The 20,070-nt window shown below is 62.2% G+C and carries 16 protein-coding genes, 1 tRNA gene and 1 pseudogene; 6 read left to right on the top strand and 12 right to left on the bottom strand.

Annotated elements, in window-relative coordinates; all coding sequences use genetic code 11:
• Positions 1-128: 128 nt before the first annotated feature.
• The 3 genes and pseudogenes from ROSERS_RS27380 (at position 129) to ROSERS_RS10130 (ending at position 3,022) form a co-directional block, all read left to right on the top strand.
• Positions 129-1,087 (top strand): annotated as a pseudogene (locus ROSERS_RS27380) (IS701 family transposase).
• Positions 1,088-1,214: 127 nt separating this feature from the next.
• Positions 1,215-1,763 (top strand): transposase, encoded by a 549-nt coding sequence (locus tag ROSERS_RS24105; protein ID WP_157041025.1) that lies wholly within the window; start codon positions 1,215-1,217, stop codon positions 1,761-1,763.
• 848 nt (positions 1,764-2,611) lie between these two features.
• The gene (locus ROSERS_RS10130; protein ID WP_232282813.1) at positions 2,612-3,022 is read left to right on the top strand and encodes a response regulator; all 411 of its coding nucleotides are present in this window, start codon (positions 2,612-2,614) and stop codon (positions 3,020-3,022) included.
• An 86-nt stretch (positions 3,023-3,108) separates the two neighbouring features.
• Here the strand turns inward: ROSERS_RS10130 and ROSERS_RS10125 are convergent, their stop codons facing one another.
• The 5 genes from ROSERS_RS10125 to ROSERS_RS10105 all read right to left on the bottom strand — a co-directional run bounded on the left by ROSERS_RS10125 (position 3,109) and on the right by ROSERS_RS10105 (position 10,055).
• Positions 3,109-3,726 (bottom strand): shikimate kinase, encoded by a 618-nt coding sequence (locus ROSERS_RS10125; protein WP_011956688.1) that lies wholly within the window; start codon positions 3,724-3,726, stop codon positions 3,109-3,111.
• A gap of 3 nt (positions 3,727-3,729) precedes the next feature.
• Positions 3,730-5,703 carry an acetoacetate--CoA ligase gene (locus tag ROSERS_RS10120; protein WP_011956687.1) on the bottom strand — a complete coding sequence of 658 codons (1,974 nt, stop codon included), beginning with the start codon at positions 5,701-5,703 and terminating at the stop codon, positions 3,730-3,732.
• Positions 5,704-5,905: 202 nt separating this feature from the next.
• Entirely contained in the window at positions 5,906-6,982 is a 1,077-nt protein-coding gene (aroC, locus tag ROSERS_RS10115; RefSeq protein ID WP_011956686.1) for a chorismate synthase, read from the bottom strand.
• 16 nt (positions 6,983-6,998) lie between these two features.
• Positions 6,999-8,429, bottom strand: a complete 1,431-nt coding sequence (locus ROSERS_RS10110) for a tetratricopeptide repeat protein (RefSeq protein ID WP_011956685.1) — start codon at positions 8,427-8,429, stop codon at positions 6,999-7,001.
• A 33-nt stretch (positions 8,430-8,462) separates the two neighbouring features.
• Positions 8,463-10,055, bottom strand: coding sequence for an amidohydrolase (locus tag ROSERS_RS10105; protein ID WP_011956684.1), 1,593 nt, complete (start codon positions 10,053-10,055; stop codon positions 8,463-8,465).
• A gap of 422 nt (positions 10,056-10,477) precedes the next feature.
• Here ROSERS_RS10105 and ROSERS_RS10100 point away from each other — a divergent pair, with 422 nt between their 5' ends.
• Positions 10,478-12,511 (top strand): GAF domain-containing protein, encoded by a 2,034-nt coding sequence (locus tag ROSERS_RS10100; protein WP_232282812.1) that lies wholly within the window; start codon positions 10,478-10,480, stop codon positions 12,509-12,511.
• Between the two features lie 22 nt (positions 12,512-12,533).
• Here ROSERS_RS10100 and ROSERS_RS10095 read toward each other — a convergent pair whose 3' ends face one another.
• Together ROSERS_RS10095 and ROSERS_RS10090 are read right to left on the bottom strand one after the other, a co-directional pair.
• Positions 12,534-15,101 (bottom strand): transglycosylase domain-containing protein, encoded by a 2,568-nt coding sequence (locus tag ROSERS_RS10095; RefSeq protein WP_011956682.1) that lies wholly within the window; start codon positions 15,099-15,101, stop codon positions 12,534-12,536.
• A gap of 45 nt (positions 15,102-15,146) precedes the next feature.
• Positions 15,147-15,962, bottom strand: coding sequence for a hypothetical protein (locus ROSERS_RS10090; RefSeq protein ID WP_011956681.1), 816 nt, complete (start codon positions 15,960-15,962; stop codon positions 15,147-15,149).
• Positions 15,963-16,011: 49 nt separating this feature from the next.
• On the opposite strand from ROSERS_RS10090, the gene mutM reads away from it, so the two are divergent.
• The gene (gene mutM / locus ROSERS_RS10085) at positions 16,012-16,833 is read left to right on the top strand and encodes a bifunctional DNA-formamidopyrimidine glycosylase/DNA-(apurinic or apyrimidinic site) lyase (RefSeq protein ID WP_011956680.1); all 822 of its coding nucleotides are present in this window, start codon (positions 16,012-16,014) and stop codon (positions 16,831-16,833) included.
• A gap of 81 nt (positions 16,834-16,914) precedes the next feature.
• Here the strand turns inward: mutM and ROSERS_RS10080 are convergent, their stop codons facing one another.
• The 4 genes from ROSERS_RS10080 to ROSERS_RS10065 all read right to left on the bottom strand — a co-directional run bounded on the left by ROSERS_RS10080 (position 16,915) and on the right by ROSERS_RS10065 (position 19,174).
• Entirely contained in the window at positions 16,915-17,133 is a 219-nt protein-coding gene (locus ROSERS_RS10080) for a DUF4926 domain-containing protein (protein ID WP_011956679.1), read from the bottom strand.
• Positions 17,134-17,147: 14 nt separating this feature from the next.
• Positions 17,148-17,480 (bottom strand): DUF6883 domain-containing protein, encoded by a 333-nt coding sequence (locus ROSERS_RS27375; RefSeq protein ID WP_011956678.1) that lies wholly within the window; start codon positions 17,478-17,480, stop codon positions 17,148-17,150.
• Positions 17,481-17,704: 224 nt separating this feature from the next.
• Positions 17,705-18,277, bottom strand: a complete 573-nt coding sequence (locus tag ROSERS_RS10070; RefSeq protein ID WP_011956677.1) for a hypothetical protein — start codon at positions 18,275-18,277, stop codon at positions 17,705-17,707.
• 9 nt (positions 18,278-18,286) lie between these two features.
• Positions 18,287-19,174, bottom strand: coding sequence for a hypothetical protein (locus ROSERS_RS10065; RefSeq protein ID WP_011956676.1), 888 nt, complete (start codon positions 19,172-19,174; stop codon positions 18,287-18,289).
• A 238-nt stretch (positions 19,175-19,412) separates the two neighbouring features.
• Here ROSERS_RS10065 and ROSERS_RS10060 point away from each other — a divergent pair.
• Positions 19,413-19,488, top strand: a tRNA-Arg gene (locus tag ROSERS_RS10060).
• Between the two features lie 148 nt (positions 19,489-19,636).
• Here ROSERS_RS10060 and ROSERS_RS10055 read toward each other — a convergent pair.
• Complete coding sequence (locus ROSERS_RS10055) at positions 19,637-19,894, bottom strand: DUF5615 family PIN-like protein (RefSeq protein ID WP_011956675.1); 258 nt, start codon at positions 19,892-19,894, stop codon at positions 19,637-19,639.
• Positions 19,895-20,070: the final 176 nt, after the last annotated feature.

Here is a 20,070-nt window from a genome sequence, read left to right as displayed (position 1 = left end):
TGCCGTCAGCATCAGACGACCTGCGCCCCCCGGATGAGCGGGATATTGACGTATAGCGCCGCTATTGGGGCGCTGTGGTCAATCGCCTCCGCACCGCGTTTGCGCGCTCAAAGTCGCAGGAGAGCGCAATGGCCTATCTGGGCGGCTTGCTCAGCCCGGCCGAGCGCAAGAATGGCTGGCAACTGGCCGAAATCATCGGCCATCCCAACCCCTATCGCGTGCAGGAGTTGCTGAGCCGGGCTATCTGGGACCCCGACGAGCTGCGCGACCGGCTGCGGCGCGATGTGCTGGACTATCTGGGCGACCCAGACGCGATTGGCGTGCTGGACGAGACGGGCTTCCTCAAGAAAGGCGCCACGTCGGTGGGGGTGGCGCACCAGGGCTGCGGCGCCGCTGGACGGGTCGAGAACTGCCAGGCGGGGGTCGTGCTGACCTATGCCAGCGCCCACGGCCAGACCCTGCTCGACCGCGCGCGCTATCTGCCGCGCAGCTGGACGGACGACTCCGAGCGCTGTCGCCGGGCCGGGATCCCAGCGAGCGCACCTTTGCCACCACACCCGAGCTGGCCCGCCAGCCGCTTGAACGGGCCTACGCGGCGGGGGTAACCTCTGCCGCCATCGCTGGCGATAGCGTCTACGGCGACGACCGCGAGCTGCGCCAGTGGTTGGAGGCGCGTCATCAGCCTTCCGTCGTGACCATCTCCAGCACGGAACACCGCTGGCTGGGCCACGAGTCCTGGAGCCTGGCCGACCTGTCCGCGCGGCTGGCCACCAGGCCGTGGGAGCGCCTGAGTTGTGGCGCAGGCAGCCAGGGGCCGCGCTGGTATGACTGGCGGCGCGTCCGGTTGAACGGCCCGGCCGCGCCGGGCGGACGGCGCTGGCTGGTGCTGCGCCGCAGCTGCACCGATCCGACCGAGGTCAGGGCCTATGGGCCGGAGGCCACGCCCCTGGACACGCAGGTGCGGGTGATTGGCAAGCGCTGGACGGTCGAGGAGAGCATCCAGACCGGCAAAAGCGAGGTCGGCCTGGACGAGTGCGAGGTACGCTCGTGGACTGGCTGGTATCGGCATAGCACCCTGGCGATGTAGGCGCACGCCGTTCTGAGGGTGCTCCGCCATCAGGAGGGCGCCGTGGAGGCACCCGAAAAAGGGGGCCCGCAGACTGCAGGAGCGCGCAGTCTGGCGCGCTTCAAGGCGCGCCGCGCCTGCGGTGCGGGTGAGCAGTGGGGAGGGTCGTCAGCTCTTCTGGAACGTGGTGCTCGCCGTGGCCCAGCCGTGCGCGCACATCCTGCACTGGTCGTGGCAGCGGCGCTGCCATCACGCCCTGGCCCAAGCGGCCCATTGCCGCCGCCGCGCCCGGCAGCTCCCGCCGGTGGTTGTGGCTGCTGCGGATGGCCTGAACCTGCCCGCGCCAGCGGTGATCGCGCTGCCGAACGGGGAGCCTCCCGCCGTGGAGGGCGCCAACCCTCCAGGTGAAGCCACCCGTGAGGAGATCATCGCGCAGGTTTGGGCACGCGTAGCCCCCTTGCTGCCCGTGCCGCGACGGGCAGGACGCCAGATCGTTCACGATCGGCGTCAGATCTTGGAGGCGATGGTGCATGTGATGCACACGGATTGCGGCTGGAGCGCCCTGCCATCCCATTTTCCTCCCGGGAAGACGGTTCACGATCACTCCGTCACGTGGCGCAAGACCGGCATCTGGGCGCAGATCTGGGTGGGGCTCAGATTGCCGGGCGCCCGCCCATTCGAGCAACTCCAACTGTAGTAAGAGCCTATCCGAATAACCCGGCTGCAAGCGAAGTGATCAAGCCACAGGCGAAGAAGTCACGGTTATTCGGATAGGCTCTAAGAACTGCTATAAGTTCTCAATCTTCATAATGCTCTCGCTCCCGTGACAGGTCACACCGCTGCATGCGGGCAAGATGCCCGCGTACCCAGGCCGCTGCCTTGCGGGCAGGATGCCCGCGTACCCGGGCCGCTGCATGCGGGCAAGATGCCCGCGTACCCGGGCCGCTGCCTTGCGGGCAGGATGCCCGCGTACCCGGGCCGCTGCATGCGGGCAGGATGCCCGCGTACCCGGGCCGCTGCATGCGGGCAAGATGCCCGCGTACCCAGGCCGCTGCATGCGGGCAGGATGCCCGCGTACCCGGGCCGCTGCCTTGCGGGCAGGATGCCCGCGTACCCTGCGTACCGGGCGGGCGGGATGCCTGCGTACCCGGGCCGCGCGGGGACGCGCACCGTTCCAGCGCGCCAGAAACATCTCACAAACACCATTCGTTGCCCCGGCAGGAATGCACCCCGTCCCTGGTATCGACTGTCGCCACCCTCAGAGTCCTTCATCAGCGAAGCTTTGGGGGAAGCTGGCACAGGCTGAACACTCTGTTGTGATACCTTCACTTTTAGTTGCGACCCTGTAACCTTTGCCACGGGATGCCTCTGGTATCGTACTACTTCGATGTTGTGTGATTGCAACGCGGAGTTGTTGCCTCACTTTCCTGAGAAATCGTCGTTTTTGTTATAGTGACGGCAGAGTTGCCGACTACAGCGCAGGATTGAAGCGCTACGGACGCTCTTTCATGATAGTAGTAGTCAACAGGCGTCTGGAAAGGTATCGTGTCGAACTTGCAGCACATTCTGGTTGTCGACAACGATCCGGTTGCTGCGATGGTGACCCAACAGGGGCTGCAACTCCTCCTCGGTAAGGATGTTGAGGTCTCACTGGCGCCATCGCCGGGAGCGGCCTGGTTGCGCTGTATGCGCGAATCTGTCGATCTGTTGATCGTCGATCCAAGCCCGCCCGGTCGCGCTGCTGCCGCGTTGATCAAAGCGCTCCACGACGAACGTCCCCATATTCCGGTCGTGGTGCTGACTGCCTACGATACGCCGCGTCTGCGCTCGCAGATGAAGCGGATGGGCGTCCGTCATTATCTGGCAAAGCCGGTGGAACTGGCGGAACTGAAGAATACGGTCAGCGGCGTGCTGGCTTCCCTCAATAACGCTCAGGCATCGCCGGTTATGCATTGAGCGCCCTGCGACGTTGTGCTTCGTGGATGTGCGAAGTCATGCGTCTGCGGTTATGGTATTCACGACGCTCCCCCTGAATACGCCTTTCATCCCTTCGCTTTGATCGCCGCCAGGAAATCGGCGACGGTGAATGCCGGATTGCGGTGATACGCCGGTTCGAGCATGACGTCACCGATCTGCCGGTAGCGCGCGGCGCGGTCATGCACCAGATGCGGGTAGCAGCGCGCCAGTGTTGCTGCGGGGGATTCATCGGGTCGAGGCTGGTACATGCCATTCCAGACGATTGGACGTGGACGTGCGAGATATTCCTCCAGCAACTGCTTCCGCAGTTCCGGATCATCCGCCAGGTAAACCATCGTTGCGTGTCGCCTGATGCGCTGGATCAGCGCAGCGTCGAGGTAGATGACGCTGCCGGTCATATCGATGACGATATTGTCCTCTTCGGCGATGCGTTCCGCGATCCTGACCATCACCTCCTGTTCGCAGGCGAGATAGGTGCGTTCACGTGCGGCATAGTGCGCTTCATACGGAAACCCCATCCAGCGCCCGATGTCGTAGACCGTGACCGTGTCGGCGTTGTGTTCGATCCGGAGGCGTTCCGCAATCAGGTCGTCGCAGTGCAACGTGGTGAATCCAGCATCGGCGAGTCGCGCCGCCCAGCGTGACTTGCCGATGCCTGCCATGCCGATCAAGCCGATGACCACGCTTTACCTCTGAAGTCGGGCTGCAAGTTCCACAAATGCGTCGAGTGTCTGCGGATTGGCCATGGCGTCGCGGTTGGCTGCTTTTTCTGGAGGAACGCCGCGCAGGATTTTTTTGATCGGCACTTCCAGTTTTTTGCCGTTCAGCGTGCGCGGCACGTCGGGAATGGCAATGATGACATCGGGGACGTGGCGCGGCGAGAGCGCCGCACGGATCGTTGCGCGTATGCGCTCTTTCAGTGCGTCATCGAGAGTCACGCCAGTTTCGAGCGCGACAAACAGATACATGGTGGCGGTTCCGTCAGGGTTTTCCAGATCGATCACCAGACTATCGCGCACTTCGGCGATGCCTTCGACTGCACGGTACATTTCGCTGGTACCCATCCGCACGCCGTGGCGGTTGATCGTCGAGTCGGAACGACCGTAGATGACCAGCGTTCCGCGTTCGGTCAGTTTGACCCAGTCGCCATGACGCCAGACGCCGGGATAGACGTCGAAGTAACTGGTACGGTAGCGCGAGCCGTCGGCGTCGCCCCAGAAGAAGAGCGGCATCGAGGGGAGCGGGGCAGTGACGACCAGTTCACCGACATCGCCGACCAGCGAGTTTCCCTGCTCGTCGAAGACGTCGACGCGCGCACCCAGGCACCGGCACTGGATTTCTCCGGCAGTCACCGGGAGCAGCGGGCACCCGCCGACGAAGGCGGTGCAGACGTCGGTGCCGCCGCTGAGTGAAACCAGCCAGAGGTCGCGCCTGACGCGCTCGTAGACCCACCGGAACCCTTCGACCGGCAGCGGTGATCCGGTCGATCCGATTGCCCGCAGGCTTGACAGGTCGAACGTCGTTCCCGGTGCAATGTTGGCTTTACGACAGGCGGTGAGGTAGGCGGCGCTCGTGCCGAACAGGGTCATGCGGGTGTCGGCAGCGAATCGCCAGAGGGCGTGCATATCGGGCCAGGCAGGGTTGCCGTCGTAGAGCAGCAGCGTACTTCCCACCAGCAATCCGCTGGTCAGGAAGTTCCACATCATCCATCCGGTGGTGGTGAACCAGAAGAAACGGTCCTGCGGTCCCAGGTCGAGGTGCAGCGCCAGCGATTTCAAATGTTCGAGCAGGATGCCGCCATGCCCCTGGACAATCGGCTTGGGCAGACCGGTCGTTCCCGATGAGTAGAGGATCCAGAGCGGATGGTCGAACGGAACCGGTTCGAAACGGAGCGATGCGTCGTGGCGGAGGCACTCGTTCCACGGGATGGCGTCGGCTACCTGTGCGTCCGGGTCGAGATACGGTACAATCACCACATGTTCGACGCTCGTGAGCGTCGAGCGCAGTTCTGCCAGTGCGGCGCGGCGGTCGAACGCCCGACCGCCGTAGCGGTACCCATCAACGGCGATCAGCACCCGCGGTTCAATCTGACGGAAACGGTCGGCAACGCTGGCAACCCCCATTTCGGGCGAGCAACTCGACCAGATGGCGCCGAGGGATGCACAGGCCAGGAATGCAATGACGGCATGCGGCGTATCTGGCAGCACGGCTGCCACCCGGTCGCCCCGCCGAACGCCGAGCATCTCCAGGTGAGCGGCAACCGAGGCGACCTGGCGCTGCAATTCAGCCCACGTCAGCGTCTGAAGTGCCTCGCCTTCGGACTGGAACAGGATGGCAGGACGATCGGCGCTGGCGTGACGGAAGGCGTGCGCTGCGTAGTTGAGCGTCGCGCCGGGGAACCAGACCGCGCCGGGCATGCGGGCGTCGGCGAGGACGGCGTGCGGCTGCGTCGTCGCCTGGATATCGAAAAAATCCCAGATCGACTGCCAGAAATCGGACAGTTCGGTGACCGACCAGCGCCAGAGCGCGTGGTAATCGGCGAATGTCACACCGCGGGTCTGCGCCAGCCAGTCGATATACCGCTGCATAACACTGGCGCGCATCATGTCGGGGGAGGGCGACCAGAGCAGATCGCCTTCACGCACAGTTGGTTCAGCCATACTCAACCCCAGCCTGTCACATTTGCTTTCATGACTTCGCTGCAAAAATGCACCGCTGAGACGCCGAGAGCGCAGAGAACCCTGAAAACGAACCACGATGGATGCATGGCGCAGCATGCGGGTGCGTGATGCGCGAGAGAATCCTCCTCTGCGAACGCCGCGCCGCTGCGGTGACCTATCCTTTTTGCAGCGGACTCTTTCATCAAGCGTCCACCCGTGCCAGGCGTTGCCGCAGCAGGTGATCGGCGAGCACCAGCGCCAGCATCGCCTCGGCGATTGGAACCAGCCGTGGGAGCACGGTCGGGTCGTGGCGACCGTGGATTTCGATCGCAGCGGGATTTCCGGCGCGATCGACCGTGTGTTGCGGACGGGCGATGGACGCTGGCGGTTTGGCAGCGATGCGCAGCACGATCTCTTCGCCGGTGCTGATGCCGCCGAGAATACCGCCGTGATGGTTGGACGCGGTTCCGATTGTGCCATCATCGCGGCGCACGAACGGGTCATTGTGGGTCGAGCCGGTCATATATGCGACACCGAACCCCTCGCCGAACTCAACCCCTTTGATCGCCGGGATGCTGAACATTGCCTTGCCAATATCCGCCTGCAATTTGTCGAAGACCGGCTCGCCGAGACCGGGAGGAACGCCACGGGCGCGCACTTCGACCACGCCGCCGAGCGAGTCGAGGCTGCGCCGCGCCTGTTCGACACGCTCGACCATCAGGGCGGCAACCCGCGCATCCGGGCAGCGCATGATGTTGCGCTCGATTTCGCTCTCATCAATAACCTCGGCTTTCAGATCGCCGAGTTGCGATGTCCACGCAATGACCGAAATGCCGTAGCGCGCAAGGAGCAGTTTCGCAATCGCGCCGCCAGCGACACGCCCGATCGTCTCGCGTGCGCTGCTCCGTCCACCGCCGCGCCAGTCGCGAAAGCCATACTTCGCGTCCCACGTGTAATCGGCGTGACCGGGGCGGTAGAGGTGCTTGATGGTATCGTAGTGCCCCGGCTTCGCATCGGTATTGAAGACCAGCATGCTGATGGGGGCGCCGGTCGAACGTCCCTCGAACACCCCCGACAGGATCTGCACCTGATCGGGTTCCTGACGCGCCGATGTTACCCGGCTCTGCCCGACCCGGCGACGATCCAGTTCGCGCTGGATGAACGCTTCCGAAATCTCGATACCTGCCGGGCACCCATCGACCACGCACCCAACTGCGGGTCCGTGCGATTCGCCCCAGGTTGTCAATCGAAAAACCTGTCCAAATGTGTTTCCTGGCATTGATCCTGTTTCCTGTTCAACGTTGTTCCTGCGACGCCAGACGCTCGATCAGCGCCCGATCTTCTCGTAAGCCGGGATTGTCAGGCGCCGCCTGCAACGCCCGGTCGATCATGGAGCGCGCCTTATCGAACTGCTTCAAGCGCGCATATGCCAGTCCCAGTGCGCGCAAATACGTTACGTCATAGGGCGCTTTTTTGACCGCCCATTCCCATTCGAGCGCCGCAACATACCACATGCCGCGATTCTTCAGTGCGACGCCGTTATTGTAGTGCGTCAGATGGTCGGACGGCTTCAGGATATGGCGAAAACGCTCGAGTCTGCCGACAATAGCATCGTACCCGGCGATGGTGAGCGCAATCGCAGCGAGATGCGCCACGCCTGCGCCAATGGCGATCAGCCTGGCGCCAGCCATCAGCGGGGGAAGCCAGGCTGATGGGATCGATGTTGCACCGGTCAGGCGGTCCAGCATCGCTGTGAGGGTGTCGGGGCGCATGGCAAGCGCCAGCGCGCCGATCAGTCCGACAGTGGTCAGTCCCGCCGCCAGGTAGAGCGCCCAGGCGGCGCGTTGCGCCAGTTGCTGCGCGACCGAAAAACCGATGAGTGCAACCAGCGCAAGGATCACCGCCGGTATCAGGATGCCAATAGGGAAACCGTTCGCTGGCGCTTCCTGATAAAGCAAGACACCCATCACCGGAAAGACGAGCGCGATCAGAAGCACGACAACGGCGCCGCCGCGCCACATCCAGACCAGCGCCTGCACAATCGGCGACCGTTCATCCGACGGCGCCACCCGCACCAGCAGATTTCCGCCGCACTGGGTGCAGCGGCGTTGCGTTTCGACCGTCGGCGCGCCGCAGTAGGGACAGGGGATGGTTGCATCATCCACCGGTGCGACCGCTGCCAGGCGATGCGCAGGAGCGGTTGATAGTGGGGCAACTGCTGTTCTGGCGGTCGCTGCTGCGGGAGCGGACGCCGGTGGCGCTGGTGCGGGATTGGCTCGCGTCGCAACCGACCTGCTCTGGGGTGTGGACGGTACAGGTGCGGATATCGGGTCGGGCTTCGGTGGCAGTGGTGCAACCGGCTCGACGACTGCCAGAGTTGTGCGGTATGCGCGCAGGCGTGCAACCGATAGTGCGCGCGTATCGATCTCGCGCTCCAGGCGGCTGCCGGTTTGGTCCGGCGGGGGGAGTGGCGGCAATGGCAGACCCATCCGCGCGTGCAGCCATTCCAGCCCCTGGCGCGCGCGTGGATTGGACGGATTCAGCGCCAGCACATTTTCCAGGCAGATCTTCACGTCCTCCGGATCATCGACAACCCCCGACAGCCAGAGCCAGGCGCGCTCGTTGCGCGGATCGGCTTCCAGCAGATGGAGCAGCAGCGCACGTGCGTCGTCACGACGCCCATCGCGCGCGGCGGCGATTGCCTGGTGCAACGTATCGGCATTCATATACGTATCCTTCGACGCTGCCGCAACCAGACGTTAGCCTTCCCAGACGATTCGACCCTCGAGCATGGTCATATCGGCGCGCACCGTATGCAACGCTGATGGGTCGATCTTGAACGGATCGGCGGACAGGACGGCGAGATCGGCAAGCATACCGGGTGCAATCATACCCTGCTCATGGGCAGTCCCGGCTGCGGTTGCGCTTCCTGAGCAAAAGCCACGCAGCGCCTCCTCAACGGTCAACCGCTGTTCTGGATACCATCCGCCAGCAGGTTCACCGTCCAGTCGCTGCCGGGTCACGGCGGCATGGATGCTGAGCCAGGGATTGAGCGATTCGACCGGCGCATCGGATCCAAATGCAAGCGTTGCGCCAGCGTTGAGCAAAGCGCGCCAGGCATACGCATACGCGCAGCGCCGTCCCCAGAGTTGTTCTGCCATCGCCATATCGGTGGTGCAGTGGATCGGCTGCATCGAAGCAATGACGCCCAGACGGGCGAAACGCGGCAGATCGTTGGGATGCACCACCTGGCAATGCTCGATGCGATTGGGAATGCGGAGCGCCGGAGCGCCGGGCAGCGCCGCTTCGATGGCATCGAGCACCTTGCGGTTGGCGGCATCGCCGATGGCGTGAATCATCACTGCCAGACCGCCGTGGATCGAGCGGCGAACAGCGTCGCGCAGGTCATCGAACGACAGGACGGCAATGCCGCGATTGCTGCTGCCTTCATAGGGCGCAAGCATCTCTGCCGTCTGCGATCCAAGCGATCCATCGGCGAAGATCTTGACGCCGCCGATCCGGACCCAGCGATCGCCCAGTCCGCTGCGTATGCCGAGCGCCAGCGCCGCATCGAGTTCATCGAGACCGAAATAGACCAGGCAGCGCAGGTGCAGGTGATCGTGTTCGCGCAGGGTTTGCACGTCGCTGAGGGTCTGGGCGCCATCGCCGGGGGTCATGCTGGCTGGCAGGTGCATGCCGACCATACCGTAGGAATGGGCTTCGGTGATCGCTTCGCGGACTGCCGCCAGGCGCTCGTCCTGCTCCGGCTCAGGAATATGACGATGCACCAGATCTATCGCCGTTTCCAGCAGGATGCCGGTTGGTTCGCCGTGCTCGCGCTGGATGGCGCCGCCGGGCGGATCGGGGGTATCACCGGTGATGCCTGCCAGGCGCAGCGCCGCGCTGCTAACCCAGGCGGAATGACCGTCCTTGCGCGAGAAATACGCCGGTCGGTCTCCGATGACCGCATCGAGGTGCGCCGCAGTGGGCCAGCGCCCCCAGCGCGAGTGGTCCCACCCGCGTCCGCGCACCCAGGCGCCTTCGGGGAGGTGTTGCGCCGCAGCGTCGATCCGTTGCAGCGCCTCATCGAGCGTCGCTGCGTCGTCGAGCGCAATGTTGCGACGCGCCAGAGCATGGGCGACCAGGTGAACGTGGGCATCGGTCAACGCGGGAATAAGCGCGCGACCATTGAGGTTAATCCCCTCGGCGCGTCCGGTCACGGCAGCGCGTACCTTGCCCTCGCTGCCGACTGCAATAATGCGCCCATCGCGCACCGCGACCGCCTGTGCGCGCGGTTGCGCCGGGTTGAGCGTGTAGACAGGACCATTATAGAGAATAATCGGGTCGTTCATCGTCTGTTTCCAATCGGCGCCTGCGCCTGGATGGTTCTGAACGCTTCAACGTGTAGTCGCATGGTACGAATGGAGCGCACGGTTGTCAACAACGGTCGAAGCGCGTCGTCGTATGATGCGCAGGAAATGTTATTGCAACCGTATGGTAATGCGGCGGCGAGGCAAGCCTGATAAAATGTCTTAACAGGGATTTGTTGATTTATTTCGCTGGCAATGACCCGCACGAACACAACCTGCGAACAGCGCTCGCCCGCATGAACGAATCTGAACACCTTCAATCTGAGAACGACGCACTACGAACACGTATTCGGGAACTCGAGCGGCAACTTCACCATGCCCGATCTTTCGCTTCTTTTCCACCTTACGTTTCTCCAGCTGTCTCCGATTATTTTACCGCGTTCCACGAAACGACGCTGGCGATCATGAATCGTCTGGAACTCAACGATGTGCTGGAGGCGATCGTTGAGCATGCCGCGCGTCTGGCGGGAACGGAGCACGGCTATATCCATCTTCGCCTGGCGGATGCCGAACTGATGGAGATGAAAGTCGGCATTGGCCGGTTTGCGTTGAATCGCGGCAGTGTGATTGCTCCGGGCGAGGGGGTTTCCGGGCGCGTCTGGCAATCAGGCGAGCCGATGATGGTGGAGGATTACCGGTCGTGGGAAGGGCGCATCGAGCGGTTGGAGATGATTGATTTTGGGGCAGTGATTGCAGCGCCGCTGAAGTCGCGCGGGGACGTGATCGGGGTGCTGGGAGTGGCGTATGATGCAGCGAACCCCTTCGATTTTCATACCATCGCGGCACTCCTCGCCCGCTTCGCCGATCTCGCGGCGATTGCGATTGATAATGCGCAATTGTACACCGCAGCGCAGCGAGAAATTGCTGAGCGACAGCGCATCGAGGCGGAACTGCGCGCGAGCGCGCAGCATCTGCACGATCTGTACACGGTCACGAAGCGGCAGGCGCAGGAGTTGCGACTGCTCGGACAGGTGCGTTCGGTGCTGGCGCGGGCGATCGATCTGTCGGTCATCTTTTATTCGGTGGTCGAGGCAATCGCCAGAACCTTCGGCTACACGCAGGTCTGCATTTATCTGCGTGAACACGATGAACTGGTACTGCAACATCAGGTCGGGTATTCGCACATTCCAGAGCGCATTCCGTTCGGAAAAGGGATTATCAGCCGCACCATCCTGAGCGAACGACCGGCGCTGATTGCCGATGTGAGCGCCGACAGCGATTTTCTTGGCGCAATTGAAGGGGTGGTGTCCGAAATTTGCGTGCCGCTCTGGGAAGATGACAGGGTTATCGGAGCGCTCAACGTTGAAAGCATTAACGGCGTTGTGCTCACCGAAGATGACCTGCGTTTGATGACGGAACTGGCGGAACATATCCATGTCGCCATTGAGCGCGCGCGGCTGTATGAGCGGTTGTGGCAGCGCGTGCAGCAACTCGATGCGCTGTACAGCATCATGGGCGATATTACCGGCAATCTGAATCTCGATGATGTGTTACGGGCGATCGTAACGCGGATGCTGACTCTGATACGCGCCGCGCACGGTGCGCTGGCGTTGTACGACGCGCAGCAGAATCATCTCATTGTCCATGTGAGCGTTAACATGGACTACGACTATGCCGGTGTGCGCCTGGCGTTGGGGGAGGGGGCGATGGGCAAGGCGGCGCTTACGCGCCAGCCGGTCGTTGTGTGCGACTATCGCGCGTGGAGTGAGCGTTCGCTCCAGTGCGAGGCGGAGTCAACGGCGAATGTCCTGGCGGTTCCGCTGCTGGCGGGCGATGAACTGATCGGCGCGATGAGCGCGGGAGACGGCGATCTCAAGCGAATCTTCACCGCAGATGATATCCGGTTGCTCAGCATGTTCGCGCAACAGGCGACGGTTGCGATCAAAAATGCCCGTCTGTTTGAAGAAGTGCAGTATCTGGCGATCACCGATCCGCTTACGGGGCTGTACAACCGGCGATATTTTCTGAGTGCGGCGCGGCGCGAACTCGAACGCGCGCACCGTCACCACTCGCCGCTGGTGGTGATCATTGCCGATCTTGACGATTTCAAACGGATCAACGATGACTTCGGTCATCCGGTTGGTGATCGGGCGCTGCGGGCGTTCAGCGATCTGTTACGCCGCGAATTGCGCTCTATCGATCTGGTGGCGCGCTATGGCGGTGAGGAATTCATTCTGCTGTTGCCGGAGACGGACGAAAACGGCGGCGTGCAGGTTGTCGAGCGTGTGCGCCTGCTGTGGAGCCAGACAACGATTGCAACCGGTCAGGGGGTGGCGAGGATGACGTCCAGTTTTGGCATGGCAGTGTATGCTGAGCCGTTTGATGGGATGAGCATCGATACACTGGTCGCACGGGCGGATGAGGCGCTGCTCTGTGCGAAGCAGGCGGGTAAGAATCGGCTGGAAATCTGGCAGTTGCAGGTGGAAGGCGGAAGGTGAGCAGTGACAGGACATCTATCGCTCAGTTCCCGCTTCCTGCTTCTCCTTCCAGCCGCACCCACACGTGTTGTTCGAGCAGAATCCCCTCGCGGGTCGTCACGCGCAGACGCAGTGTATATTCTCCCGGCGCGTCGTCGCCTGTCTGCCAGATGCCCAGCATACCTTCCTGGATCGCCTCGCCGCGGGCAATCGTGCGCCAGCCTCCCTGGGGGCTGCGACCGGGTGCGATCTCAAGTGCATAGACGCCGAGAGCGGCGCCCCGCACATACACCAGCGGTCCGTGCACGGTCGTGTTAGTGATCGGTTGGGTGATTCGTGCGATGATCCCTCCTTCACGCCCGGTTGAGGCTTCCGGCGGCGGGCAGTAGCGCTGTGGCGGTTGGGGAATGCCATGTGACTCCGCCCAGTCCCGGAATGCCAGCGGATAAACAACGAATGTGACCTGGCGGACACGCTCCGGTGGGGTGTACGATGCCGCCAGACAGGCGCCGTCATCGGAGACGCGAACGGTCAGGATGGTCACATCACTGGTGCGCGGCTCAGTGCCAGCAATGAATCGCTCGCTGATCGGTCGCGGGCAATGCTCATCCGCGAGTGCGCCGGTGTCGGCGCAGATCACCACTTCGCTGATCCCATCTGGCGGCTCGAATGTCAGGATAGGGCGCCCTTCGTGGTAGCGTTCCATCAGAGCGCGCCAGATGACCCCGGCGCCGTTCGAGCCAGCAACTTCCTGCATCGGTGCGTTGTCGTTGTTGCCCACCCACACGCCTATCGTAATGTCGGGCGTGTATCCGACCGTCCAGGAGTCGCGCCACTCATTGCTGGTGCCGGTCTTGACCGCAGCCGGTCGCCCGTCGCGGAGTTCCATCACATTGTTTCGCCCGAACATGGACCGGCGCGCGGCATTGTCGCTGAGGATGTCGGTGATCAGATAGGCGATCTGTTCACCGCGTTCGCCGAGGGTCTGACGACCGGGGGTGTCGTTCAGGGTTTCGAGAGTTTCACCGCGCGCATTCGTGATCTTCAGGATCGCTGCTGGCGGGCGATAACGTCCGCCGTTGCGAAGGGTATTGTACACTGCCGTCAGGTCGAGCAGGCGCACCTCGCCAGCGCCGAGCGCCAGCGGCAAACCGTAACGCTGCGGGTCGTTCAGGGTGGTGATTCCCATGCGGTGGGCAAGCGATACGAAGTTCTCGATGCCGACATATTCGAGGGTTCGGACTGCCGGAATGTTGAGGGAGTTTGCCAGCGCCATACGCAGGCGTTGCGGACCGTGGAAGGCGTTGTCGTAGTTGCGTGGCGCGTAGACAGTTCCATCGCCAGCAGGGTATGTCACCGGCGTATCCCAGATGATCGTCGCTGGCGTCCATCCCCGCTGGAGCGCAGCGGCATACACCACCGGCTTGAGCGCAGAACCCGGTTGACGCGGCGCGAGGGTGACATTCACCTGCCCGTCGATGGTTGGATCGTTGTAATCGATACTGCCGACCATCGCAATGATCTGCGCGTCGGGCGTGAGCATCACCACACCGGCATTGGTTGCGTTCCGATCACGCAGGGGCGTATATCCCGGTCCACCTTCGCGGATCCATTGCCGGGCGATGCGTTCCGCTTCCGCCTGCCACTGCGGGTCGAGCGTCGTCACGACACGCAATCCGCTGCGGTAGAGCGTCTCCGGTCCGTAACGCTCTTCGAGCAACCGGATGACGTAAAACACAAAGTGCGGCGCCGTGATGTCTCTGGCAATCGGGGCGAAACGTAGCGGCTCTTCGAAGATCTCCTGCGCCTCTGTTGCAGTCAGATAGCCGTATTTGACCATCAGATCGAGGGTGGTGCGCTGACGCTGCTTCGCTCCGGCGAAATTGTGCAGCGGATTGAGGGTTGTTGGCGATTGGGGAAGACCGGCGAGCAGAGTGGCTTCGCCTGCTGAGAGTTCCCAGACGTGTTTGCCGAAATAGGACTGCGCCGCAGCTTCGATGCCGTATGCCTGATTGCCATAGTAGACTTCGTTCAGGTACACGCCAAGGATCTGTTCTTTACTGTAGCGACGGGATACTTCGATTGCCAGGATGGCTTCGCGCAGTTTCCGGTCGAGCGAGAGGTCGTCGCGCTCATCGGGCGAGAGCAGGACGTTTCGCACCAGTTGCTGAGTGATCGTTGAACCGCCGCTGACCACTTCGCCCGCCTGGTAGTTGAGGATCAACGCGCGCAGAATGCCGCGCAGATCGACGCCGGGGTTGGTCCAGAAACCGGCATCTTCAACGGCGACAGTCGCGTCGATCAGGATGCGCGGAATACGCTCGAACGGCACAACGGTGCGTCTGCCGCTCAGCGGATCGATCAGTTCGTAGAGCAGTGTTCCATCACGCGCATAGATATACCCCGTTTCCGCCGGGCGGTGTCGCCCGATCTGCGCCGGATCGGGCAGATCGCGGCTGTAGTGCCGGTAGACGACGAAGACCGCCAGCGCCGTCAGGATGGTCGCCACGATCGTCAATTTCACGAATGCCAGGCAAAGACGCCAGAGAAAGCGTATCAGCGCGATGAAACCTCGCCAATAGATCGAACCGCTGTTCGGCTTTACCTGCATCACCTGTTTCCTGCGCCACACTGAGAACCGGGCAACGGACAACGTTCAAGGAGCGGCTTCCAGCCAGGCGATCCATTCCTGTTCCAGCGTTGCCAGGTCTTTTCCGTACACTGCGCGATAATCTGCCGATCCGGGCGTTCCTGCGCCGGTAACGTACACGGCGTCCAGACGTTCACGCCCATACCGGTCGATGAGGAACTCAACAAAACTTGCCCACTGGTAGTAGAGCGCGTTCATCAGTGCAACGCCACGCCCGGCGTAGTGGGTTGCCAGGGGATGGGAGATACCGTTCGTCCGCTGAGCGCGCACATATCTGCAAAAATCGGGGTATTCGCCAAGCCAGTAGACCCCCGCTCCCCAGGTTGCCATGCCCTCAGACAGGATCAGATCGGCGCTCAGATGCCGCGACCCATACCGGTCCTGCTGGAGTTGATGCACATATTCGTGCGCCAGAATGGCAATCGCCCGTTCGCGCCCGATAGCATTGCAGGTGAAAACCTGAACCCGACGAATATCAGTATAGGCAATGCCGCTCAGGGCGCATCCGGCATCCTGGATGAATGCGACGGTGAGCGGACTCATCAGTTCGCTGCCGAATCGCGCAGCGACATACGCATAGGCGCGGCGTGCATCCTGATCGAGTCGATCACGTTCGTCAATGTAGAGTCCGTCGTTCACTACGATGTTCAACGGCGATACGTCCGCAACCGGCACGGCAACAGCGCCGATTGTCGGCACTGATGGACTGACCGGCGACCAGCGCGACAGCACCAGGGGTTGGGGTTGCGCGAAAAGGAACAGCGCCACGCATGCGACAAGCGCAAGGATCGCGATCCGGTTGAGCGATATGAGATGGTTCATAGCGGAATGTATTGTAGCATGCGGGTTCGCACTTGCTATAATAGCGGCTATGCCCGAGTTACCCGAAGTTCAACTTGCTGCCGATAGCCTGGGAGTGCAGATCGTCGGTGCGCGGATCGTGCGTGTGGAACGGCTCGACTGGACCCGCATGGTCGAGACCCCCTCGCCCGATGAGTTCATCACGCTGCTCGCCGGTCGTCAGGTGCATGGGTGGGGGCGTCGCGCCAAGTGGATTCTGCTCTTTCTTGATGGCGGCTGGACGCTGGCGTTGCACCTGCGCATGTCCGGCAGTCTGACGGTCCAACCTGCGGACGCACCTCCCGATAAGCACACGCACCTGGTGCTCCGCCTCGATGATGGTCGCCAGGTTTTCTTCCGCGACCCGCGCAAGTTCGGGCGTGCACGATTGCTGGATGCGGATGGTCGGGCGGCGCTCGATGCGGCGCACGGCGATGAGCCGCTATCCAACGCATTCACCGTCGAGCGCCTGGCGGAGCTGCTGCGCGGGCGGAAACGGGCGATCAAGCCGCTGTTGCTGGACCAGGCGGTGATTGCGGGAATTGGCAACATTTACGCCGATGAAGCGCTGTGGCGCGCCCGCATCCATCCATTGCGCCCGGCATCCGACCTGAGCGCCGACGAAGTTGCGGCGCTCCACGATGGCATTCGCGCGGCGCTGCGGCAGGCGCTGACCAACGGCGGCAGCACGTTGCGCGACTACCGTAACTCATACGGAACGCGCGGCACGAACCAGGATCACTTCAACGCCTATGACCGTGAGGGACAACCGTGTCCGCGCTGCGGCGCAACGATCATCAAAACGGTCGTCGCGCAGCGCGGAACGCACTATTGCCCGGAATGTCAGCGGTGAGGCGCGTCCTTTTTGCCGGTGGGCGCAGGAACACGGGCAGGCAGTTCCAGGAACGCCGCCAGCATATTGATCCTGATCGCTTCATGCTGCCAGTTTCGGTTCGTAATGCAGGACGATAAACTGATCTGAGCGCAGCGCGAGCAGTGCGTATGTTCGACCGTTATCGTCGCTGAACTCCACCTCAAAAACGTGCGGCGCCAGCTCCTCGACGATCGTGCCGACCTGACCGCGGCTGAGGCGATAGTCTGGAATATCTTCGAGCAGGGCGACAACATCGAACAGTTTTGGCGTATCATTCATCGCGTCCGCCTCCCTTAGCGCACGTAACAGCTTGTAAGCCGTGGAATATGTTCGCCGGTTCGCACAATCCACGCACTGCGAACGATTGCGGTTCCTCGTGGACCTTGCATCTGAAAGTCAATGACATAGCGCTGTCCGAAGGCGTCCTGACTGGTGAGGATCGCGTCCCCTGCGAGAGCTGCACGGAGCAAGGCATCTCGCAGAATCTCAGCGTTGTCGGCAGTGATGCCCAACACGGCTGCAAACACACGCGCCTTGTGACGTCCTCGAGGATGGGTCGGACTCAGGCAATACTCCTGAAGCTTCACCATCTCAACTATTGCCTGATCGCCATGTGGCAGACGCATAGGGCAACCACGACACGTTCACGCGCTTCAATCAACAGTGAGGCATATCGAGATACGTCTGAAGCAATGCCTTCAGCGTCGTCACACACATGTGAAATCGGTGAACGCGCATGGATCTGCCCCCATGGTCAGGCGACTCGCTGATCGGTCTGTTCTTCATTATACTACTGATGCCATTCGGGATCGCGCTCTGTCCGGCGGGCAAAAAACCCTTTCAATATGCGCTATTCCGTCAGCAGCGACCATCCGCCGCGAATGAGGAGTTCGGGGAGGTAGGTCAGCACCACTGCGGCAACGTAGGGACTCCACCAGAACAGGTTGAGGACCTGCCCGATGCCGGTCGATTGCGCCGCGAGGGAAGAGATGCCCAGGTAGGTAGTGTAGATATCAATGCCGTGGGTCAGGGCGAGCAGGATAAGCAACGCCAGGAGTTGGGCAGGACCGCCGAACAGGTTCAGGCGCACACTCGATTCGACATACGAAAAGAGCAGCCCGATCGGAATGAGCAGCAGGTTCCACCAGCCGGTGGGCGCAGGAACGCGGGCGGGCAATTCGAGGAACGCCGCCAGCATATTGATCCCGATCACCACGCCGTCGAGGGTGTATTTCGCGCCGAGCGCCCAGAGCGGCAGCCCGAAGAGGATCATCATCAGCCCGGCGGGCGCGCCGATGCCGCTGCGCGCTGGCGGTTCGACAATCGGGTAGGGGGCAAAGGGTCGGCGCGGCGGAACAGCAGGTTTGCGCTGTCGCGTCGAGCGCTGCGGTGTAGGACCAAGCGATTTGCTGCGCACTGCCACGGTTGCCTCCTACCGCTGCCTGCGCTCGCGCACGCTGCGCGGCAACGCTTCTTCACGTTCGTGTGCGCTGCCGCGTTGCTGCGCTTCCTTGTGGTCCTGCGTCGTATCCTCCAAAACGCCGGTTTGCAGGGTGTCGCCGATATAATCAAGAATATCGCGAATATCCTCGTTATCGTCGAGCATGCTATCGAACGGCAGCGCCACACCGGAGACGGTCTTCACCGTCTGCCCGATCTCCTTCAGCGTGCGGTCGATCCCGCTTACCAGCGACTGCATCACCGCCGCCAGCTCCTCGCGCTCCTGCACCGTCAGATTGGCGAACCCGATCAGCGCCTTCTCCTGCGCCCGCAGCAGCGTCGCGCGCAGGATCGCAATATCCGCCTGCGTCTGCAACTCATAGCGCTTCACCAGATGCGCCTGCCGCACCTGCTCGACCAGTTCGTCCGACGAGACCGGCGTCCACAGCAGGGCGGGAATGATGATGAAGCCGATCATGCCGATCAGCACCTGCTGGTAGACCAGGTTGGTCTCGGCGACGACCGGTTGCGCCGCCCACCAGGCCCACTGGAGCTGAAAGGCGTAGTAGAGGAGGTAGAGCGCGCAGCCGATGATGACCGGGAACGCCCAGGTGCGGGCGTTGACTTTCTGGAGCAGCATCCCGGCAGGCGACCAGGGGATGAGGAACGAGACGAGGCTCGGTGGCGCGAGGACCAGAATGGCGGTGAAGGCGACGGCGACGATCCGGTTGTCGGTGAGTTGCGACTGCACGCCCCACCAGTAGACGGCAGAGCCGCCCATGGCAACGAATGCCAGGATTGCCAGGAGCGTGCGCGCGGTAAACTCGATCCCGGTGGAGCGTCGGCGCTGTTGCCGGAGCATATTGAGGTAGTGTGACATCGCGTATCTTCTTCCTGGTGCAATGCAATGCTCAAACGTATGGTACACACCCGGCGAGATATTTGTATCACGCCGCGCGCGCAAGAAGTGAGTCGCTCTGATTGCGAAAAAGGATCGAAATCGTTGATCTACGATCAATGATCGTACAGAGTGTTTCCATTCGATGTGCAGGCAGGCGCGGTCATGCCGGTTTGCAGCAAACCGTCCAATCCGGTATAATCGTGAGCAGAAAGATGATGCCCCCGTAGCTCAGTGGATAGAGCAGCGGTTTCCTAAACCGCGTGTCGTGCGTTCGAGTCGCGCCGGGGGCGCCACAGTTCAGCGCATAAGAAAGCCAGACGCGAGATCCTGCGATCTCGCGTCTGGTCGTTCATGCAGCCAGGTTTGTAGCCAAAATCCCCGGGTCTGTAGCCCTATTTGACCAGCAGATCGCGCACGGTGAGGCATCATCCAACGCGGCGATCACGTTCCGGGCGCAGCGGCTGCCGCCGTTGACACTGCGGCCGACGACTCCCTCGCCTGGCAGCCCATAGCCTTATGTTTGCGATTGAGCGTGATCACGATGCACTCTTCCGCTCCAGCAAACGCCAGCACATCTTCATCGGAGACTGCCTGCCCCGCCCGACCGCTCTCGTAGCTGGTTAGCACATCATGTCCCGACCGTCGCACTTCCTCAACGGCTGGAAGGGGAAAATGCTCATTGGCGTATAAGCGCGCCATCTGTTACGCCGCCTCGTTCTCAACGATCTGTTGCTCGATCTCTTCTCGATGGAGGCGGTAATAACTATCAGCATCGAAAATGAGAACCTTAAGAAGCCCTGAACTGGCATTCTGACATCTTGACAGGCAGCCACGAGTGTGATAGATTTGAGACCAATCGGTCTCTAATGAGGCAT

The sequence above is a fragment of the Roseiflexus sp. RS-1 genome (assembly GCF_000016665.1).
Taxonomy (GTDB): Bacteria; Chloroflexota; Chloroflexia; order Chloroflexales; family Roseiflexaceae; genus Roseiflexus.
The sequence above is the reverse complement of the archived record's forward strand: the minus strand, read 5'-3'. Positions and strand labels throughout refer to the sequence as shown.

Bases quoted from the DNA above. Each gene is read 5' to 3' on its own strand.
- ROSERS_RS10120 (WP_011956687.1), bottom strand. From the start codon at position 5,703: ATGGCTGAACCAACTGTGCGTGAAGGCGATCTGCTCTGGTCGCCCTCC.
- aroC (WP_011956686.1), bottom strand. From the start codon at position 6,982: ATGCCAGGAAACACATTTGGACAGGTTTTTCGATTGACAACCTGGGGC.
- ROSERS_RS10110 (WP_011956685.1), bottom strand. From the start codon at position 8,429: ATGAATGCCGATACGTTGCACCAGGCAATCGCCGCCGCGCGCGATGGG.
- ROSERS_RS10105 (WP_011956684.1), bottom strand. From the start codon at position 10,055: ATGAACGACCCGATTATTCTCTATAATGGTCCTGTCTACACGCTCAAC.
- ROSERS_RS10100 (WP_232282812.1), top strand. From the start codon at position 10,478: ATGAATCGTCTGGAACTCAACGATGTGCTGGAGGCGATCGTTGAGCAT.
- ROSERS_RS10095 (WP_011956682.1), bottom strand. From the start codon at position 15,101: ATGCAGGTAAAGCCGAACAGCGGTTCGATCTATTGGCGAGGTTTCATC.
- ROSERS_RS10090 (WP_011956681.1), bottom strand. From the start codon at position 15,962: ATGAACCATCTCATATCGCTCAACCGGATCGCGATCCTTGCGCTTGTC.
- mutM (WP_011956680.1), top strand. From the start codon at position 16,012: ATGCCCGAGTTACCCGAAGTTCAACTTGCTGCCGATAGCCTGGGAGTG.
- ROSERS_RS10080 (WP_011956679.1), bottom strand. From the start codon at position 17,133: ATGAATGATACGCCAAAACTGTTCGATGTTGTCGCCCTGCTCGAAGAT.
- ROSERS_RS27375 (WP_011956678.1), bottom strand. From the start codon at position 17,480: ATGCGTCTGCCACATGGCGATCAGGCAATAGTTGAGATGGTGAAGCTT.
- ROSERS_RS10065 (WP_011956676.1), bottom strand. From the start codon at position 19,174: ATGTCACACTACCTCAATATGCTCCGGCAACAGCGCCGACGCTCCACC.
- ROSERS_RS10055 (WP_011956675.1), bottom strand. From the start codon at position 19,894: ATGGCGCGCTTATACGCCAATGAGCATTTTCCCCTTCCAGCCGTTGAG.